Source organism: Streptomyces sp. NPDC127100 (assembly GCF_042724095.1).
Lineage (GTDB): Bacteria > Actinomycetota > Actinomycetes > Streptomycetales > Streptomycetaceae > Streptomyces.
In genome coordinates, this window is sequence record NZ_JBHXFL010000006.1 from 61,263 (window position 1) to 75,551 (window position 14,289).

At 74.4% G+C, this 14,289-nt stretch carries 12 protein-coding genes; 9 read left to right on the top strand and 3 right to left on the bottom strand.

Going from position 1 to position 14,289, the window contains the following annotated elements:
- The first annotated feature begins 22 nt into the window (after window positions 1–22).
- From ACFWJB_RS09370 to pcaD, 6 genes are all read left to right on the top strand, one after another.
- On the top strand, window positions 23–805 hold the full coding sequence (locus ACFWJB_RS09370; RefSeq protein WP_386921289.1) for a CoA transferase subunit A: 783 nt from the start codon (window positions 23–25) through the stop codon (window positions 803–805).
- Window positions 805–1,449, top strand: coding sequence for a CoA transferase subunit B (locus tag ACFWJB_RS09375; protein WP_385460846.1), 645 nt, complete (start codon window positions 805–807; stop codon window positions 1,447–1,449). The genes ACFWJB_RS09370 and ACFWJB_RS09375 overlap by 1 nt, the downstream gene beginning before the upstream one ends.
- Before the next feature lie 103 nt (window positions 1,450–1,552).
- Window positions 1,553–2,326 carry a protocatechuate 3,4-dioxygenase subunit beta gene (pcaH, locus tag ACFWJB_RS09380; RefSeq protein ID WP_385460849.1) on the top strand — a complete coding sequence of 258 codons (774 nt, stop codon included), beginning with the start codon at window positions 1,553–1,555 and terminating at the stop codon, window positions 2,324–2,326.
- A gap of 5 nt (window positions 2,327–2,331) precedes the next feature.
- A complete protein-coding gene (gene pcaG / locus ACFWJB_RS09385; RefSeq protein ID WP_386921292.1) occupies window positions 2,332–2,937 on the top strand; it encodes a protocatechuate 3,4-dioxygenase subunit alpha in 606 nt (201 codons plus the stop codon).
- Window positions 2,934–4,262 (top strand): 3-carboxy-cis,cis-muconate cycloisomerase, encoded by a 1,329-nt coding sequence (pcaB, locus tag ACFWJB_RS09390; RefSeq protein WP_386921294.1) that lies wholly within the window; start codon window positions 2,934–2,936, stop codon window positions 4,260–4,262. The genes pcaG and pcaB overlap by 4 nt, the downstream gene beginning before the upstream one ends.
- 2 nt (window positions 4,263–4,264) lie before the next feature.
- Window positions 4,265–5,380, top strand: coding sequence for a 3-oxoadipate enol-lactonase (pcaD, locus tag ACFWJB_RS09395; RefSeq protein WP_386921296.1), 1,116 nt, complete (start codon window positions 4,265–4,267; stop codon window positions 5,378–5,380).
- A gap of 9 nt (window positions 5,381–5,389) precedes the next feature.
- Here the strand turns inward: pcaD and ACFWJB_RS09400 are convergent, their stop codons facing one another.
- A complete protein-coding gene (locus ACFWJB_RS09400) occupies window positions 5,390–8,065 on the bottom strand; it encodes an ATP-binding protein (protein ID WP_386921298.1) in 2,676 nt (891 codons plus the stop codon).
- A gap of 240 nt (window positions 8,066–8,305) precedes the next feature.
- On the opposite strand from ACFWJB_RS09400, the gene ACFWJB_RS09405 reads away from it, so the two are divergent.
- Window positions 8,306–9,364 (top strand): DUF2510 domain-containing protein, encoded by a 1,059-nt coding sequence (locus ACFWJB_RS09405; protein WP_386921300.1) that lies wholly within the window; start codon window positions 8,306–8,308, stop codon window positions 9,362–9,364.
- 151 nt (window positions 9,365–9,515) lie between these two features.
- Here ACFWJB_RS09405 and ACFWJB_RS09410 read toward each other — a convergent pair whose 3' ends face one another.
- Window positions 9,516–10,127, bottom strand: a complete 612-nt coding sequence (locus ACFWJB_RS09410) for a TetR/AcrR family transcriptional regulator (protein WP_385460864.1) — start codon at window positions 10,125–10,127, stop codon at window positions 9,516–9,518.
- 253 nt (window positions 10,128–10,380) lie between these two features.
- On the opposite strand from ACFWJB_RS09410, the gene ACFWJB_RS09415 reads away from it, so the two are divergent.
- Window positions 10,381–11,223: a phosphatase PAP2 family protein gene (locus ACFWJB_RS09415; protein ID WP_386921302.1), complete on the top strand. Its 843-nt coding sequence runs from the start codon at window positions 10,381–10,383 to the stop codon at window positions 11,221–11,223.
- Window positions 11,220–12,176: a hypothetical protein gene (locus ACFWJB_RS09420; RefSeq protein WP_386921304.1), complete on the top strand. Its 957-nt coding sequence runs from the start codon at window positions 11,220–11,222 to the stop codon at window positions 12,174–12,176. Before ACFWJB_RS09415 ends, ACFWJB_RS09420 begins: the two co-directional genes overlap by 4 nt.
- Window positions 12,177–12,179: 3 nt before the next feature.
- On the opposite strand, the gene ACFWJB_RS09425 is transcribed toward ACFWJB_RS09420, so the two are convergent.
- Window positions 12,180–14,234, bottom strand: coding sequence for a phosphocholine-specific phospholipase C (locus ACFWJB_RS09425; protein WP_386921306.1), 2,055 nt, complete (start codon window positions 14,232–14,234; stop codon window positions 12,180–12,182).
- Window positions 14,235–14,289: the final 55 nt, after the last annotated feature.

Here is a 14,289-nt window from a genome sequence, read left to right on the forward strand (position 1 = left end):
CGGAAGAGATGGGGCTTCTCGGATGGACAAGGTGGTGGCCACCGCCGGTGAGGCGGTGGCCGACGTACCGGACGGCGCATCGCTCGCCGTGGGCGGTTTCGGACTCGGCGGCGTGCCGAACGTGCTGATCGAGGCGCTCTTCGAGCGCGAGGTGGACGGACTGTCGGTCGTCTCCAACAACTGCGGCGCGATGGACTCGGGGCTGGCCGTCCTGCTGGCCGCGGGCCGCATCGCCCGGGTGACCGGGTCCTACATCGGGGCGAACAAGGAGTTCGCACGGCAGTATCTCGGCGGTGAGCTCGAGGTGGAGATGATCCCGCAGGGCACGCTGGCCGAACGGCTGCGGGCCGGCGGTGCCGGCATCCCCGCCTTCTACACGCCGGCGGGCGTCGGCACACAGGTCGCCGAGGGCGGGCTGCCGTGGCGCTACGACGGCTCCGGCGGTGTCGCGCTGGCGTCGCCGCCGAAGGAGGTCCGTGAGTTCGACGGGGAGGAGTACGTGCTGGAGCGCGGCATACGCACCGACTTCGCCCTGGTCAGAGCGGCCAAGGGCGACCGGCACGGCAATCTGGTGTTCGCCGGGTCCTCGCGGAACTTCAACCCGCTGGCGGCCATGGCGGGCCGGATCACCGTCGCCGAGGTCGAGGAGCTGGTGGAGCCCGGCGAGATCGACCCGGACGCCGTGCACCTGCCGGGGATCTTCGTGCAGCGCGTCGTCGCGCTGACCCCCGAGCAGGCCGCCGACAAGAAGATCGAGCGGCGCACGGTCTCCGCGCCCCCGGCACGGGGGACGGTGCGTTCCTGATGGCCTGGACACGTGAACAGATGGCCGCGCGGGCCGCGCGCGAGCTGCGGGACGGACAGTACGTCAACCTCGGCATAGGCCTGCCGACGCTGATCCCGAACCACCTCCCCGAGGGCGTGGAGGTGATCCTTGAGTCCGAGAACGGCATCCTGGGCACCGGCCCGTACCCCACCGAGGACCAGGTCGACCCCGATCTGATCAACGCCGGCAAGGAGACCGTCACGGTCCTGCCGGGCGCCGCCTTCTTCGACTCGGCGCTGTCGTTCTCGATGATCCGCGGCGGGCACATCGACGTCGCCGTGCTCGGCGCGATGCAGGTCTCCGCCGCCGGCGACCTGGCCAACTGGGCCGTCCCGGGCAAGATGATCACCGGCATCGGCGGGGCCATGGACCTCGTCCACGGCGCGCGCACGGTCATCGTGGTGATGACCCACAACGCCAAGGACGGCTCGCCCAAGATCGTCGAGGAGTGCGCGCTGCCGCTCACCGGCAAGGCGTGCGTGAACCGGATCATCACCGACCTCGGCGTCCTCGACGTCACCGCCGGCGGTCTGGTCCTGGTGGAGACCGCCCCGGGCGTGAGCACCGACGAGGTCGTCGCCAGGACCGCCGCCCGGCTCGCCGTCGCGGAGGGGGCCCGGTGAGGGACGTCTCCACCGCCGGTTCCCGGCGACCGGCCCGCGGCACCGCGCCCTCGCCCTCGCCCTCGCCCTCGCCCTCGCCCGCCAGTCACCCACGGGAAACCCCATGACTCTCACCCAGCACGACATCGACGCGGAGATCGCGGCCGAGCACGCCGCCTACGAGAAGCGGGTCGCCGACGGCGCTCCCGTCGAGCACCACCCGCGCCGCGACTACGCCCCCTACCGGTCCTCCGTGCTGCGCCACCCCAAGCAGCCGCCGGTCAACATCGACGTCAGCCGGGACCCGGAGCTGGTGGAGCTGTCCTCCCCCGCCTTCGGCGAGCGCGACCTCACAGGCATCGACAACGACCTGACCCGGCAGCACACCGGCGAGCCCGTCGGCGAGCGCATCACCGTCTCCGGCCGCCTGCTCGACCGCGCCGGCAAGCCCGTGCGCGGGCAGCTCGTGGAGATCTGGCAGGCCAACTCGGCCGGCCGCTACGCCCATCAGCGCGAGCAGCACGACGCCCCGCTGGACCCGAACTTCACCGGCGTGGGCCGCACGCTCACCGACGACGCCGGCTTCTACCGCTTCACCACCATCCAGCCCGGCCCCTATCCCTGGCGCAACCACGTCAACGCCTGGCGTCCGGCCCACATCCACTTCTCGGTGTTCGGCTCGGCCTTCACCCAGCGGCTCGTGACGCAGATGTACTTCCCCAACGACCCGCTGTTCCCGTACGACCCGATCCTGCAGTCGGTGACCGACGACGCCGCCCGGCAGCGGCTGATCGCGGCCTACGACCACAGCCTGTCCGTGCCCGAGTTCTCCCTCGGCTACCACTGGGACATCGTGCTCGACGGCCCGAACGCCACCTGGATCGAGGAAGGACGCTGACCGCCATGACGCAGACCGACACCAGCGGCCCAAAGAACGTGCCGCCCACCCCGTCGCACACGGTCGGCCCGTTCTACGGCTACGCGCTGCCCTTCCGCGGCGGCGAGGAGATCGCACCCCTCGGGCACCCGGACACCGTCACCGTGCACGGGTACGTGTACGACGGCGAGGGCAGTCCGCTGCCCGACGCCCTGCTGGAGGTGTGGGGGCCGGACCCGGACGGCAGGGTGCCCACCGCCGACGGCTCGATGCGGCGCGACCCCGCCTCCGGCGGCTTCCTGGGCCGAAACGGCGTGGAGTTCACCGGCTTCGGCCGCGTCCAGACGGACGCCGACGGACACTGGTACGTGCGGACGCTGCGCCCCGGCGCGCGCGGCCGGAACGCGCCCTACCTCAGTGTGTGCGTGTTCGCGCGCGGACTGCTGGTGCACCTGTTCACCCGGATCTACCTCCCGGGCGACGACGCCGCGGCGGCCGCCGACCCGCTGCTGTCCGGGCTGGACGCGGAGCGCCGGGACACGCTGATCGCCGGGGACGAGGGCAACGGCACGTACCGTTTCGACATCCGCCTTCAGGGCGAAGGCGAAACGGTCTTCCTGGAGTTCCAGTGACATCAGCTCCCGACGCCGGCCTGCTCGCCCCCGGGTGGGCGGGCTCGCCGGCCGCCGGCGCGGCCGACGACCGCGCCTTCCTGCGGGCCCTGCTCGACGCGGAGGCCGCGCTGACCCGGGCCCAGGCCGGGCTGGGGCTCGCCCCCGCCGATGCGGCGGCCGCGGTGACCGGGGCCGCCGACCCGGCCCGCTTCGACGTGGTCTCCCTGGCCGCGCGTGCCCGCCGCGGCGGCAACCCGGTGATCCCGCTGGTCGCGGACCTGACCGAGGCGGTCGGCGAGGACCACGGGCCGTACGTGCACCGGGGCGCGACCAGCCAGGACATCATGGACACCGCGACGATGCTGGTCGCCGCCCGCACCCTGGACCTGCTGCTGCCAGACCTCACCCGCGCGGAGCGGGCGCTGGCCCGGCTGGCGGCCGAGCACCGGGACACGGCGATGCCGGGCCGGACGCTGACCCAGCACGCCGTGCCGACGACCTTCGGGCTGAAGGCGGCCGGATGGCGCACGCTGGTGCTCGACGCGCGGGACCGGATCACGGCCGTGCGCGGCGCGCTGCCCGCCCAGCTCGGCGGCGCGGCGGGCACGCTGGCGGCGTTCGGGGCGTACGGCGCCGAGGACGCGACCGCACTGCCCGAGGCGTACGCCCACGAACTGGGCCTTCGCGCACCGCTGTTGCCCTGGCACACCCTGCGCACCCCGGTCGCCGACCTCGCCGGCTGCCTCGCCTTCACCGCCGGGGCCCTCGGGAAGATCGCCGTGGACGTGCTGACGCTCTCCCGCACCGAGATCGGCGAGGTCGCCGAGGGCAGCGGCGGCGGGTCGTCGGCGATGCCCCACAAGGCCAACCCGGTGCGCTCCACGCTGATCGCGGCGGCGGCCCGGCGCGCGCCGCAGCTCGCGGCCACGCTGTACGGCTCCCTGGCCGCCGAGGACGAGCGTCCCGCCGGGGCCTGGCACGCCGAGTGGGAGCCGCTGCGGGACCTGCTGCGGCTGGCCGGCGGAGCGGCACGCGACACCGCCGAGCTGACCGAGGGGCTGCGGGTGCGCCCGGACGCGATGCGCGCGCACCTCGGCCTCACCCACGGGTTGGTCGTGTCCGAGCGGCTCTCCGCCGAGCTGGCGCCGCTGCTCGGGCGGGCCCGTGCCAAGGAGCTGCTCGGCGAACTCGCCCTGCGCACCCACACCGAGGACCGCAGTCTCGGCGAACTGCTCTCCGAGGTACCGGAGTTGCAGGGCCTCGACCTCGACGGACCGACCGACCCGGCCCGCTACACCGGCTCCGCCGGAGCCTTGACCGACCGTGCCCTGGAGCGACGTTGACCATGCTCAACCACCTGACCGAAGGCCCCGCCTCCGCTCCACCGCTGCTGCTCGGACCCTCGCTGGGCACCTCGTACGCGCTGTGGGACGCGGTGGCGCCCGAGCTGTCCATCGGGCACCGGGTGATCCGCTGGGACCTGCCGGGGCACGGCGGTTCGGCGGCCGGCCTGATCGGGCCCGGCGCCACCGTCGGCGACCTCGCCGGCCTGGTGCTGGAGCTCGCCGACTCGCTCGGCGTCGGACGGTTCGCCTACGCGGGCGTGTCCCTGGGCGGTGCGGTGGGCCTGCACCTGGCCGTGCACCATCCGGAACGGGTGTCGTCGCTGGCCGTCGTCTGCTCGTCGGCGCACTTCGGCGGCGCGAAGCCGTGGGAGGAACGGGCCGCGCTGGTGCGCGCGGACGGGCTGGAGGAACTCGCCGGAAGTGCCGACGCGCGGTGGTTCACGCCCGGGTTCACGGTGCCCGGGCTGGTGCGGGACCACCGGGAGGCCGACCCCGGGGCCTACGCCGCGTGCTGCGACGCGTTGGCCGCGTTCGACCTGCGGGACCGGCTCGGCGAGATCTCCGCGCCCACGCTGCTGATCGCCGGGCGCGAGGACCCGGCCACGCCGCCCGCGCACCTGCGGGAGATCGCCGACGGGGTGCCCGGCGCGGCGCTGGTGGAGATCCCGGGTGCCTCGCACCTGGCGCCCGCCGAGCGGCCCGAGGCGGTGCTGACCGCGCTGCGCGGGCACTTCGACGGGGGCGCGAAGCGGGGCATGGCGGTGCGGCGCGAGGTACTGGGCGACGCGCACGTGGACCGGGCGCAGGGACGGCAGACGCCGTTCACCGCCCGCTTCCAGGACTTCATCTCGCGCTACGCCTGGGGTGAGATCTGGACCGACGACACGCTCTCGCGCCGCGAGCGCAGCATGGTCACGATGACGGCGCTGGTGGCGCACGGCCACTACGAGGAGCTGGCCATGCACGTGCGGGCGGCCCGCCGCAACGGGCTCACCCCGGACGAGATCGGCGCCGTACTGCTCCAGACGGCCGTGTACTGCGGGGTGCCGGCGGCGAACTCGGCGTTCGCGACGGCCCAGCGGGTGCTGGCCGAGGAGGACGGCGCGGCGGGCTGAGCCGGCGGTTCAGCCCACGAGTGCGGCCATGGCCTCGCGGGCCTTCGCCACCAGCCCGTCCGAACCGCACGAACGCGCCAGCGCCAGCCCCCGTTCGAGCTCGGCGCCCGAGCGGGCCGCGATGCCGTACTCGACGCGGGCCGCGGCGTGTTCGTACTGGCAGGGCGAGGACTCCAGGTAGGCGACCGCCTGGGCGGCGAGCCGGACCGCGCGCTGGCCCGTCTCCAGGGCGGCGGCGCAGCGCAGGGCCTCCCCTATGGCGGTGTCGGTGCCGAAGCGCTCGGCCTGGCGGCGCGCGTCGGAGGCCAGTCGCGCGGCGCGGCCGGGGTCCTCGGCGGCGAGGGCGCGGGCGAGGTCGGTCGCCCAGGGGACCACCACCGGGTTGTGCCGGCCGCGCGCGGCGGCGGCCTTCTCGGCGGCCTCCAGTTCGTTGACGCCGTCCTTGGTGCGGCCGGTGGCGAGCAGCAGCCGGCCGCGGACGGTACGGGGGTCGGGCAGCACGATCGTGGACGGGTAGGGCGGGGCGAAGCCGTACTGGTCGGCGAGCGAACGGGCCTCCTCGACGTGGCCGCGGGCGAGCAGCGTGTCGATCAGGTTGCAGATCGCCGACCAGTACAGCGGCAGGCCGCGGCCGACGCGCTCGGCGATGCGCAGCGACGCCCGCAGGGACTCCTCGGCCTCCCGCAGACGGCCCCGCCTGCGGTGGCCCAGCCCGACGTAGGCGTGCGCGAGGGCGAGGTGGCCGCCGCTCCAGCCCGCGGTCTCGTAGGCGCGCAGCGCTTCGGTGAACAGGGCCTCGGCGCGGTCGAGCCGGTCGCAGTAGGCGTAGGCGCTGGCCAGCATCATGGGCAGTTCCAGGCCCCACTCGGTGTCGGTCCAGCCGAGTCCGGGGGCGAGGCGGCCGTTGACGAGGGCGCGGTCGCACAGTTCGACGACCTCCTCGGCGCTCTCCCCGTGGGTCATGGCGTCGAAGCCGCGCAGGATGAGCAGGGCGCGTTCGGCGTTGTCGCGGCCGGTGCAGGTCGCGGCGAGTTCGGCGAGGCGCGCGGAGCGGCCGGGCGAGGCGGTCTCGCCGGCGTGGATGCCCTCCCACATGTACTGGACGGCCTGGAGGCGCAGCCGCGCGGACGGGTCCGGGGTGCGGAGGGACTCCGCCTCGACGGTGCGGACGGCCTCCTCCAGCTGGTCGTTGTGGAGGAGGGCCTGGGAGAGCCGGAAGACGGCGTCGACGCGTTCGTCGCCGTCGAGGCCGGGCATGGCGAGGGCGGTACGCAGGTGCCCGATGGTGGTGGCGGGGGCGGTGAGCAGGGTGGCGCAGCCGAGTTCGTAGAGGACGCGCGCGTGCGCTTCGGGCAGCGGCGGTTCCTCGAATGCTCGTTCGAGGCAGCGCCGGGCGGCGTCAGGAGCGCCGACTGCGAGGTGCTCGCGGGCGGCGTCGCGCAACTGCCGGACGACGTCCTGGTCGTCGTCGGGGTGGACCTGGAGGAGGTGGCGGGAGGCGGCGGCGGCGCCGAGTCCGGAGTCGGCGACGAGCTGGGCCGCGATGCCGTGCATGGCACGGCGCAGCGCGTCGGGGATGGAGTTGTAGACGGCGGTGGCGATCAGCGGGTGGACGAACTCCAGGTCCCCGTCGGCCACTCGTCCGGAGGCCGGGTCGGGGGTGGTGACGATGCGGGCCGCGCCGAGCAGTTCGGCGCAGCGGGCGGCGTCGCCGCGGTCGAGGGTGGCGAGCCGGGCCACCATGTCGACGGTGATGCCGGTGCCGAGGATCGCGGCGGCCCAGGCGAACCGGGTGGCGTCGATGCCGAGTTGCTCCAGGCGGGCGACGAGTCCGCCGCCGCGGGCGGAGCGGTTCAGGGCGCGCAGTTCGGCGGCCCGGGCCTCGACCGGCTCCAGTTCGCTGTCCTTGACCTTGGCGAGCAGTTCGACGGTCTCGTAGGGATTGCCGTCGGTGACGGCCCACACCTCGCGGCAGAACGCGCTGTCGGCGTGGGCGCCCACGGTGGCGCGGGTGAGTCCGGCCGTCGCCTCCGGGGTGAGGGCGCTGAGCGGGGCGAGGGGCCGGCCGGCGGCCTCCACGGTGTCCAGGTGGCGGGCGCTGTCGCCGGTGACGTCGCCGGGACGGTGGGCGATCACCATGAGGGCGGAGGTCTCGTCGAGGCGCCCGGCGAGCGCGGCCAGCCAGCGCAGGGTCTCCTGGTCGGCCCAGTGGACGTCGTCCACGAGCAGGACCAGCGGCCACTCCCGGCGGGCCAGCCGGCGCACGGCGGCGACCAGCCCGTCGCACACGCCCTGCGGGTCGGCCTGCCGTTCGCCGGGTTCGGCTATGCCGAGGGCGGGGCCGGCGATGTCGTACCAGTCGCCGAGGTACTCGCGTGCCTCCTCCGGGAGCATGGACACGAGGGCCGGCTGCAGCAACTGCCGTACGACGTTGAAGGGGACGGAGCGCAGGGTCTCGCCGCCGCGCGCGGACCAGACGGTGCAGCCGCGGGCCTCGGCGATGCGGCGGGTCTCGGCCAGCAGCGCGGTCTTGCCCAGTCCCGCCTCGCCCCGGCACACCAACAGGGTGCCGGAGGACGAGCGGTCCGCGCACAGGGTGTCCACCGCCCTTGTGATGGCGGCGACTTCCTCGTCGCGCTCCCACAGGGAGGCCGAGGCGGCGGCCGTGGGCCGTACCTCCGTCATCCCGCTACCTCCCCAGTCGCCCGAACGACGTACCGGGGTCGAGCCTAGCGGCCCGATCGCTCCGGTGGTGGACGGTCGGGGCAGCAGTTGCCGCGACAGGTGACATGCGGTAAGACACCGGCGTGGGCTCCGCGCCCGTCACCGGCGGAGCGGCCTTGGACGTGCGCCGACGGCCGCGGGAGCGGGGGCCGTCGCGGGGTCTCTCATCCCGCTTTCACCGACGCCTCATACGGTGGGGCCATGACGCAGGTGACTCCTCCCGGGTGGTACCCGGACCCCGGGCAGACAAGTGACGGTCCCGCCACCGAGCGCTGGTGGGACGGCAAGGCGTGGACGGACCAGGTCCGCCCCACGGGTCCGGCCGCCGCGTGGGGGCCCGGCACGCCGCCGGCGACCGGGCCGCACGACGCCGGGACCGGACCGCAGGACGCGGCTCCCGGGCCGCAACTCCCCGCGCCCGGTTCGTACGACGCCGCGCCCGGTTCGTACGGCGCCGCGCCCGGGCCCTATCCGGTGCACCCGGGCTATCCGGGGTATCCCGTCCAGCCGCCGTCCGGCCGGCGGCGCGGACTGCGCACCGGGATAGCCGTCGCGGCCGCCGTGGCCGTCCTGGCCGCCATCGGCGCCGGTGTGTACGTGCTGGCCGACGACGACGGATCCACCGGCGGCGGCACGGCGTCCCGGCAGCAGGAGGGGCCCGGCTCCGGCGACGGCGGGGACGGCCGGCCGTCCGAGCCGGACTCGCCGGGCCGGTCGGAGCCGCCCACGATCGACAGCGGGTCGGTGCCGGACCCGGTCAGCGGGATCAGCCTGCCCGTCCCGGACGGCTGGTCGGGCCAGCAGTTGTCGGTCGGCGCGACGGTGACCTCCGACGACACCTACAAGTGCCCGGGCGACACCTCCGCCACCTGCACCAAGGGCGGCGCCTACTCGGCGCCGGCGATGGTGCTCGGTACCAAGGGCACCACCGCGGAGGAGGTCGCGAAGGCGGACATCGCGGCGAACGCGGAGGAGTCGTACGGCGGCAAGTCCTACGGCGGGATCACCTCGCACCAGGAACTGGCCTCCGAGGCGGTGACGGTGGCCGGGCAGAAGGGCTACCTGGTCCGCTGGAAGGCGGTCACCAGCAAGGGCTCCGACGGCTATGTGGAGTCGCTCGCCTTCCCGTCGCCGGCCGACGCCAAGCGCATCGTCGTCGTCCGCTTCGGTGTCGACACCGAGGGGCAGCAGACGGTGATCGACGAGATCACCAAGGGCATCGAGGTGTCCTCCGGCGGCGGCAGCGGCCAGGACGTCTGACCGGCCGCCCCGCGGAACGTCGGTCGGCCGGGCGGGGCGCCCTTCCGCTCAAAGGGCTCCCCACCCGGCCGGGGGTGCGCGCCGCCCCCGTCCCCACGGTGCGGCGCGGGCAGGCCACCGTCCAGTCATCCCGTGGACGGCGACCTGAGTCTCAGGGCAGGCCGAGCGCCGGCAGCACGACGGCCTCCACGAACCGGACCAGGTAGTCCGCGTCGGCGTACTCGCCCTCGATGACGGGCCGCATCCGCAGGGCACCGAACATCTGGGCCGGCACGAACTCCAGCGCCGGGTGGCCCGCGGGGACCTCTCCCCGCTCGACCCCGCGCCGCAGTATCTCCCGCAGCGCGGCGATCTCCGGCTCGATCAGCGCCTCGCGCAGCGCGCGCTGGAGCTCCGGGTCCTGCATGACCGCGTGGCCGAGCGCCTGGAGCAGCGTGTCCTTGCCCGACCACTGGGCCGCGGCCCGGGCCGCCTGGCGCAGGTCCTCGGCGAGCGCCCCGGTGTCGATGCCGGCGAAGCGCACCCGCCGGCTGGAGCGCAGGGCCGCCGCCACGAACTGCGGCTTGGTCTTCCACTGCCGGTAGAGCGTGGACTTGCTGCACCGCGTGCTGGCCGCGATCCCCTCCATGGTCACGGCGTCGTAGCCGCATTCACGGATCTGTTCGAGCACGGCGTCGAAGAACTCCTGCTCACGCTCGGGCGTGATCTTGGAGCGGCGCGAGGCACCGACCGTGTCCGGTCGGTCCGCAGCCTGCGACGTCATGCTCTGCTCCTCACTCGGGTTGCAGCGGCACTGCAGCAAGGGTCGAGCGACCCGTGTTCCAGTGTGTCCCATGTCTATCGATACGCCAGTGTACCGGTACACAATCGTATCGGTACACTGACGTATCGGAACGGGGTCGTATCGATGAGAACCGTCACTCGCCCCCCGGCCCGACGACGTCGCCGTATCCCGGCGGGTCGTCGGTCCGGCCCGCACCACCGCACGCACCACCGTCAGCGAAGGGGCCTTGGGGATGAATGCCCGCACCTGGCCTGCAGAAGCGGAGCCGGACGCGCCCGCGCGCCCGCCACTCGTCCGTGAACTCCTGCTCGTCGCAGGGCTCTTCCTCGTCTACAAGCTCGGCCGCCGGCTGGCTACGGGCCACACCGACGAGGCCTTCCGCAACGCGCACCACGTGTGGGACTGGGAGCGGGCGCTGCGGCTGCCCGACGAGGGAGCGGTGCAGTCCCTGCTGCTGCACGGCGACTCCCTGGTCCACGTGGCGAACACCTACTACGCCGCCGTCCACTTCCCGGCAACCGTGGGCTTCCTGGTCTGGCTCTATCTGCGGCGCCCCGCGCACTACGTGTGGGCCCGCAGGGTGCTGACGGCGGTGACCGGCGCCGCGCTGGTGCTGCACCTGGCCTTTCCGCTGGCCCCGCCGCGCATGCTGGGCGCGGCCGGCCTGATCGACACGGCCCGGGTGTTCGGGCCCTCGGTGTACGGTCCGCCGCGCACCGACCAGTTGTCGAACCAGTTCGCGGCGATGCCCTCGCTGCACTTCGGGTGGGCGCTGATGCTGGCGGTCGGCCTGATCGTCGCCACCCGGTCGCGCGGGCGGTGGCTGTGGCTGCTGCATCCGCTGGTGACGCTCCTGGTGATCGTGGGCACCGCCAACCACTACTGGCTCGACGTGATCGCGGCGGCCGCCCTGCTCGGTGTCGTCCTCGCGCTCGTCCGCCCCTCGCACGGGACGGTCCGCGCCCGCCGCTCCCTCCCGCTCCGCCTGCCGGTGCCGCGGCGTCGTCCGGCGGAGCGGCACGGCACCGGGCGGTGCGGGACGGAGCGGCACGAACTGGCGGGGGCGGGCCGGTGAGCGCCGCGCTGATCGCCGTCCTGCTGTCCCTGGTCTCCGCCGTCGCCTACGCCGCCGCGGCCGTGGCCCAGGAGCGGCTGGCCGCACGCAGCACCGGGTCCGGCGCGCTGCGCATGCTGAGCAGCGGCGCCTGGTGGGGGTCGGTGGCGCTCAACGCGTCGGCCGCCCTGCTGCACGTCGTGGCCCTCAAGTACGGCCCGCTCACCGTGGTCCAGCCGCTCGGCGCGCTCACCCTGGTCGCGGCGGTGCCGCTGGGGGCGCGGCTGGCGGGCCGCCGGGTGAGCGCGGTCGAGTGGCGGGGCACCGGACTGACGCTGCTCGGCCTGGGAGCGCTGCTGCTGACGGCGTCCGGTCCCGCGCCCGACGACGTGCTGAGCGTGCCGGAGGCGCTGACGGTCTCCGGTGCGACGGCGGCGCTGATCGGCCTGCTGTCGCGGCCCGGTGCCCGGCCGGGCCTGCGGCACGCGACGGCGTCCGGCGTCGCCTCGGGGGTCGCGTCGGCGCTCACCCAGACGGTCACGGTCGCTGTCACGGACCGCTCGGGCCCCCTGCTCAGCGTCCAGGTGATCGGGGTGGCGGTGCTGGTGGCGGGCTTCGCGGCGGGCGGGCTGCTGCTGGCCCAGACGGCCTACCGGGGTGGCCTGGGCGCCCCGCTCGCGGTGGTGACGCTGGCCAACCCGGTGGCCGCCGCGGTGATCGGGGTGGCGTTGCTCGGTGAGCGGCTGCGCGGCGGCCCGACCGGGGTGCTGCTCGCGCTGACCGGTGCGGCGCTGGCCGCCTGGGGCGTGGTCCAGCTCAGCCGGGCCACGCCGCCGCCGCCCGAGGACCGGCGTCCGGCGACCGCCGCCGTGCCGGGGCGGATGCCGGTGCCGGAGCCGGACGGGGTGGCGGCGGAGGCGGAGCCGGTGCTGGTGCCCCGGCAGCCGAGGCCGGGGCACCTGACTCGGCTGTGACGCCTACACCGTGGCGATCGCCGGGTCGCTCACGCCCGGCCGCCCGTTCTCGACGTGCCCGGCGAAGCGCCGCAGGAAGGCCGGGTCGCCCTCGGCGGTGACGGTCAGGTCGTACCAGCGCCGGCTCCTCGCCAGGCCGACGGTCTGCCGCACGGTGGCGCCGGGGCGCACGGTGACCGTCCTGCCCGGGCCGCCGTAGCCGTCCGCGACCCTGAGGCGGACCGTGCCGGACCCGGCGTTGGTGAAGGTCAGCCGGACGTCGTCGCCGGTGTGCCGGGCGGTGACCTCGGGTCCGGCGGCCCCGTTGCCGCCCCGGAAGGCGCGCAGGAAGCCGTTGGGGCCGTGCACGGTCAGGTCGTACGCCCCGTCCGAGTACGCCGAGTTCCAGGTGTCCGCGATGCTCCTGCCGGCCTCGGTGGTGTACGTCCACGGACCGTCGCCGCGGTTGCCGGAGGTGACGAGGAAGGCGGCGCCCGCCCGGGCTCCGGAGGCGAAGGTGAGCGTGAACCTCCCGGCCGCCGGATCCACGGCGCCGTCCGCGTACGGGTCGTAGCGCAGCGGGCGCGCGGGGCGCGGGCCGCGCTCCTGGCGGGGCATGTCCGGGTCGGCCGGGGGTGCCGGACGGTAGTCCGGGTGGCGTTCGCGGTCCGGCGGCTCGTAGGCGTCGGTGTCCGGCAGCCGGGCGGGCCGGGTGTCCGGGCGGGAGAAGTCGAAGGCGGAGGTCAGGTCTCCGCAGACGGCGCGCCGCCACGGGGAGATCTGGGGTTCGCGCACCCCGAAGCGGCGCTCCATGAACCGGATGACCGAGGTGTGGTCGAAGGTCTCGGAGCAGACGTAGCCGCCCTTGCTCCACGGCGAGACGACCAGCATGGGCACGCGCGGTCCGAGCCCGTAGAAGCCCTCGGTGTGCGTGGCGCTGCCCTTGAAGACGTCGAGGGACACGTCGACGGTGGACAGGCCCTGCGCGGCGGACTTGGGCGGCAGCGGAGGCACCACGTGGTCGAAGAAGCCGTCGTTCTCGTCGTAGGTGACGAACAGGGCGGTCCTCGCCCACACCGCCGGATTGGAGGTGAGCGCGTCCAGGACCTGGGAGATGTACCAGGCGCCGTAGTTCGAGGGCCAGTTGGAGTGTTCGGAGAAGGCCTCGGGGGCGGCGATCCAGGAGATCTGCGGCAGCTTCCCGGCCTTGACGTCGGCACGGAGCCGGTCGAAGTAGCCCTCGCCCCGCCTGGCGTCGGTGCCGGTGCGGGCCTTGTCGTACAGCGGGTCGCCGGGCCGGGCGTCGCGGTACGCGTTGAAGTACAGCAGGGAGTTGTCACCGTAGTTGCCGCGGTAGGCGTCGCCGATCCAGCCCCAGGAGCCGGCCGCGTCCAGTCCGTCGCCGATGTCCTGGTAGATCTTCCAGGAGATCCCGGCCGCCTCGAGCCGCTCGGGGTACGTCGTCCAGTCGTAGCCGCGTTCGTCGTTGCCGAGGACCGGACCGCCGCCCGTGCCGTCGTTGCCGGTGTGGCCCGACCACAGGTAGTAGCGGTTGGGATCGGTGGAGCCGATGAAGGAGCAGTGGTAGGCGTCGCAGACGGTGAAGGTGTCGGCGAGCGCGTAGTGGAAGGGGATGTCCTCGCGGGTCAGATACGCCATGGTCGTGGTGCCCTTGGCAGGCAGCCAGCGGTCGTACTTGCCGTTGTGGTAGGCGGCCTGTCCGTCCGGCCAGCCGTGCGGCAGGCCTTCGAGGAACTGCATTCCGAGGTCGTCGGCCTCGGGGTGGAAGGGCAGCACCTCGGTGCCGTCGGCCTTGGTCTGGTGCCACACCGACCTGCCGGTGTCCAGCGTCACCGGGTGCGGGTCGCCGAAGCCGCGGACGCCCCGCAACGTACCGAAGTAGTGGTCGAAGGAACGGTTCTCCTGCATCAGGACCACGATGTGCTCGACGTCCTCGATGCTTCCCGAGCGGTGGTTCGCCGGGAGCGCGGCGGCCCGCTCGATGCTCGCGGACAGCGCGCCGAACGCCGACGTGGCGCCCGCGAGTTGGAGGAAACGGCGCCGATTCGGATCGGGCATGGGGTGGGGTGCCTCTCGCCTGAGGGGTGGGGGCCGTGCCGGACCGTGCCGGGCC

Bases quoted from the DNA above. Each gene is read 5' to 3' on its own strand.
- ACFWJB_RS09370 (WP_386921289.1), top strand. From the start codon at position 23: ATGGACAAGGTGGTGGCCACCGCCGGTGAGGCGGTGGCCGACGTACCG.
- ACFWJB_RS09375 (WP_385460846.1), top strand. From the start codon at position 805: ATGGCCTGGACACGTGAACAGATGGCCGCGCGGGCCGCGCGCGAGCTG.
- pcaH (WP_385460849.1), top strand. From the start codon at position 1,553: ATGACTCTCACCCAGCACGACATCGACGCGGAGATCGCGGCCGAGCAC.
- pcaG (WP_386921292.1), top strand. From the start codon at position 2,332: ATGACGCAGACCGACACCAGCGGCCCAAAGAACGTGCCGCCCACCCCG.
- pcaD (WP_386921296.1), top strand. From the start codon at position 4,265: ATGCTCAACCACCTGACCGAAGGCCCCGCCTCCGCTCCACCGCTGCTG.
- ACFWJB_RS09400 (WP_386921298.1), bottom strand. From the start codon at position 8,065: ATGACGGAGGTACGGCCCACGGCCGCCGCCTCGGCCTCCCTGTGGGAG.
- ACFWJB_RS09405 (WP_386921300.1), top strand. From the start codon at position 8,306: ATGACGCAGGTGACTCCTCCCGGGTGGTACCCGGACCCCGGGCAGACA.
- ACFWJB_RS09410 (WP_385460864.1), bottom strand. From the start codon at position 10,127: ATGACGTCGCAGGCTGCGGACCGACCGGACACGGTCGGTGCCTCGCGC.
- ACFWJB_RS09415 (WP_386921302.1), top strand. From the start codon at position 10,381: ATGAATGCCCGCACCTGGCCTGCAGAAGCGGAGCCGGACGCGCCCGCG.
- ACFWJB_RS09425 (WP_386921306.1), bottom strand. From the start codon at position 14,234: ATGCCCGATCCGAATCGGCGCCGTTTCCTCCAACTCGCGGGCGCCACG.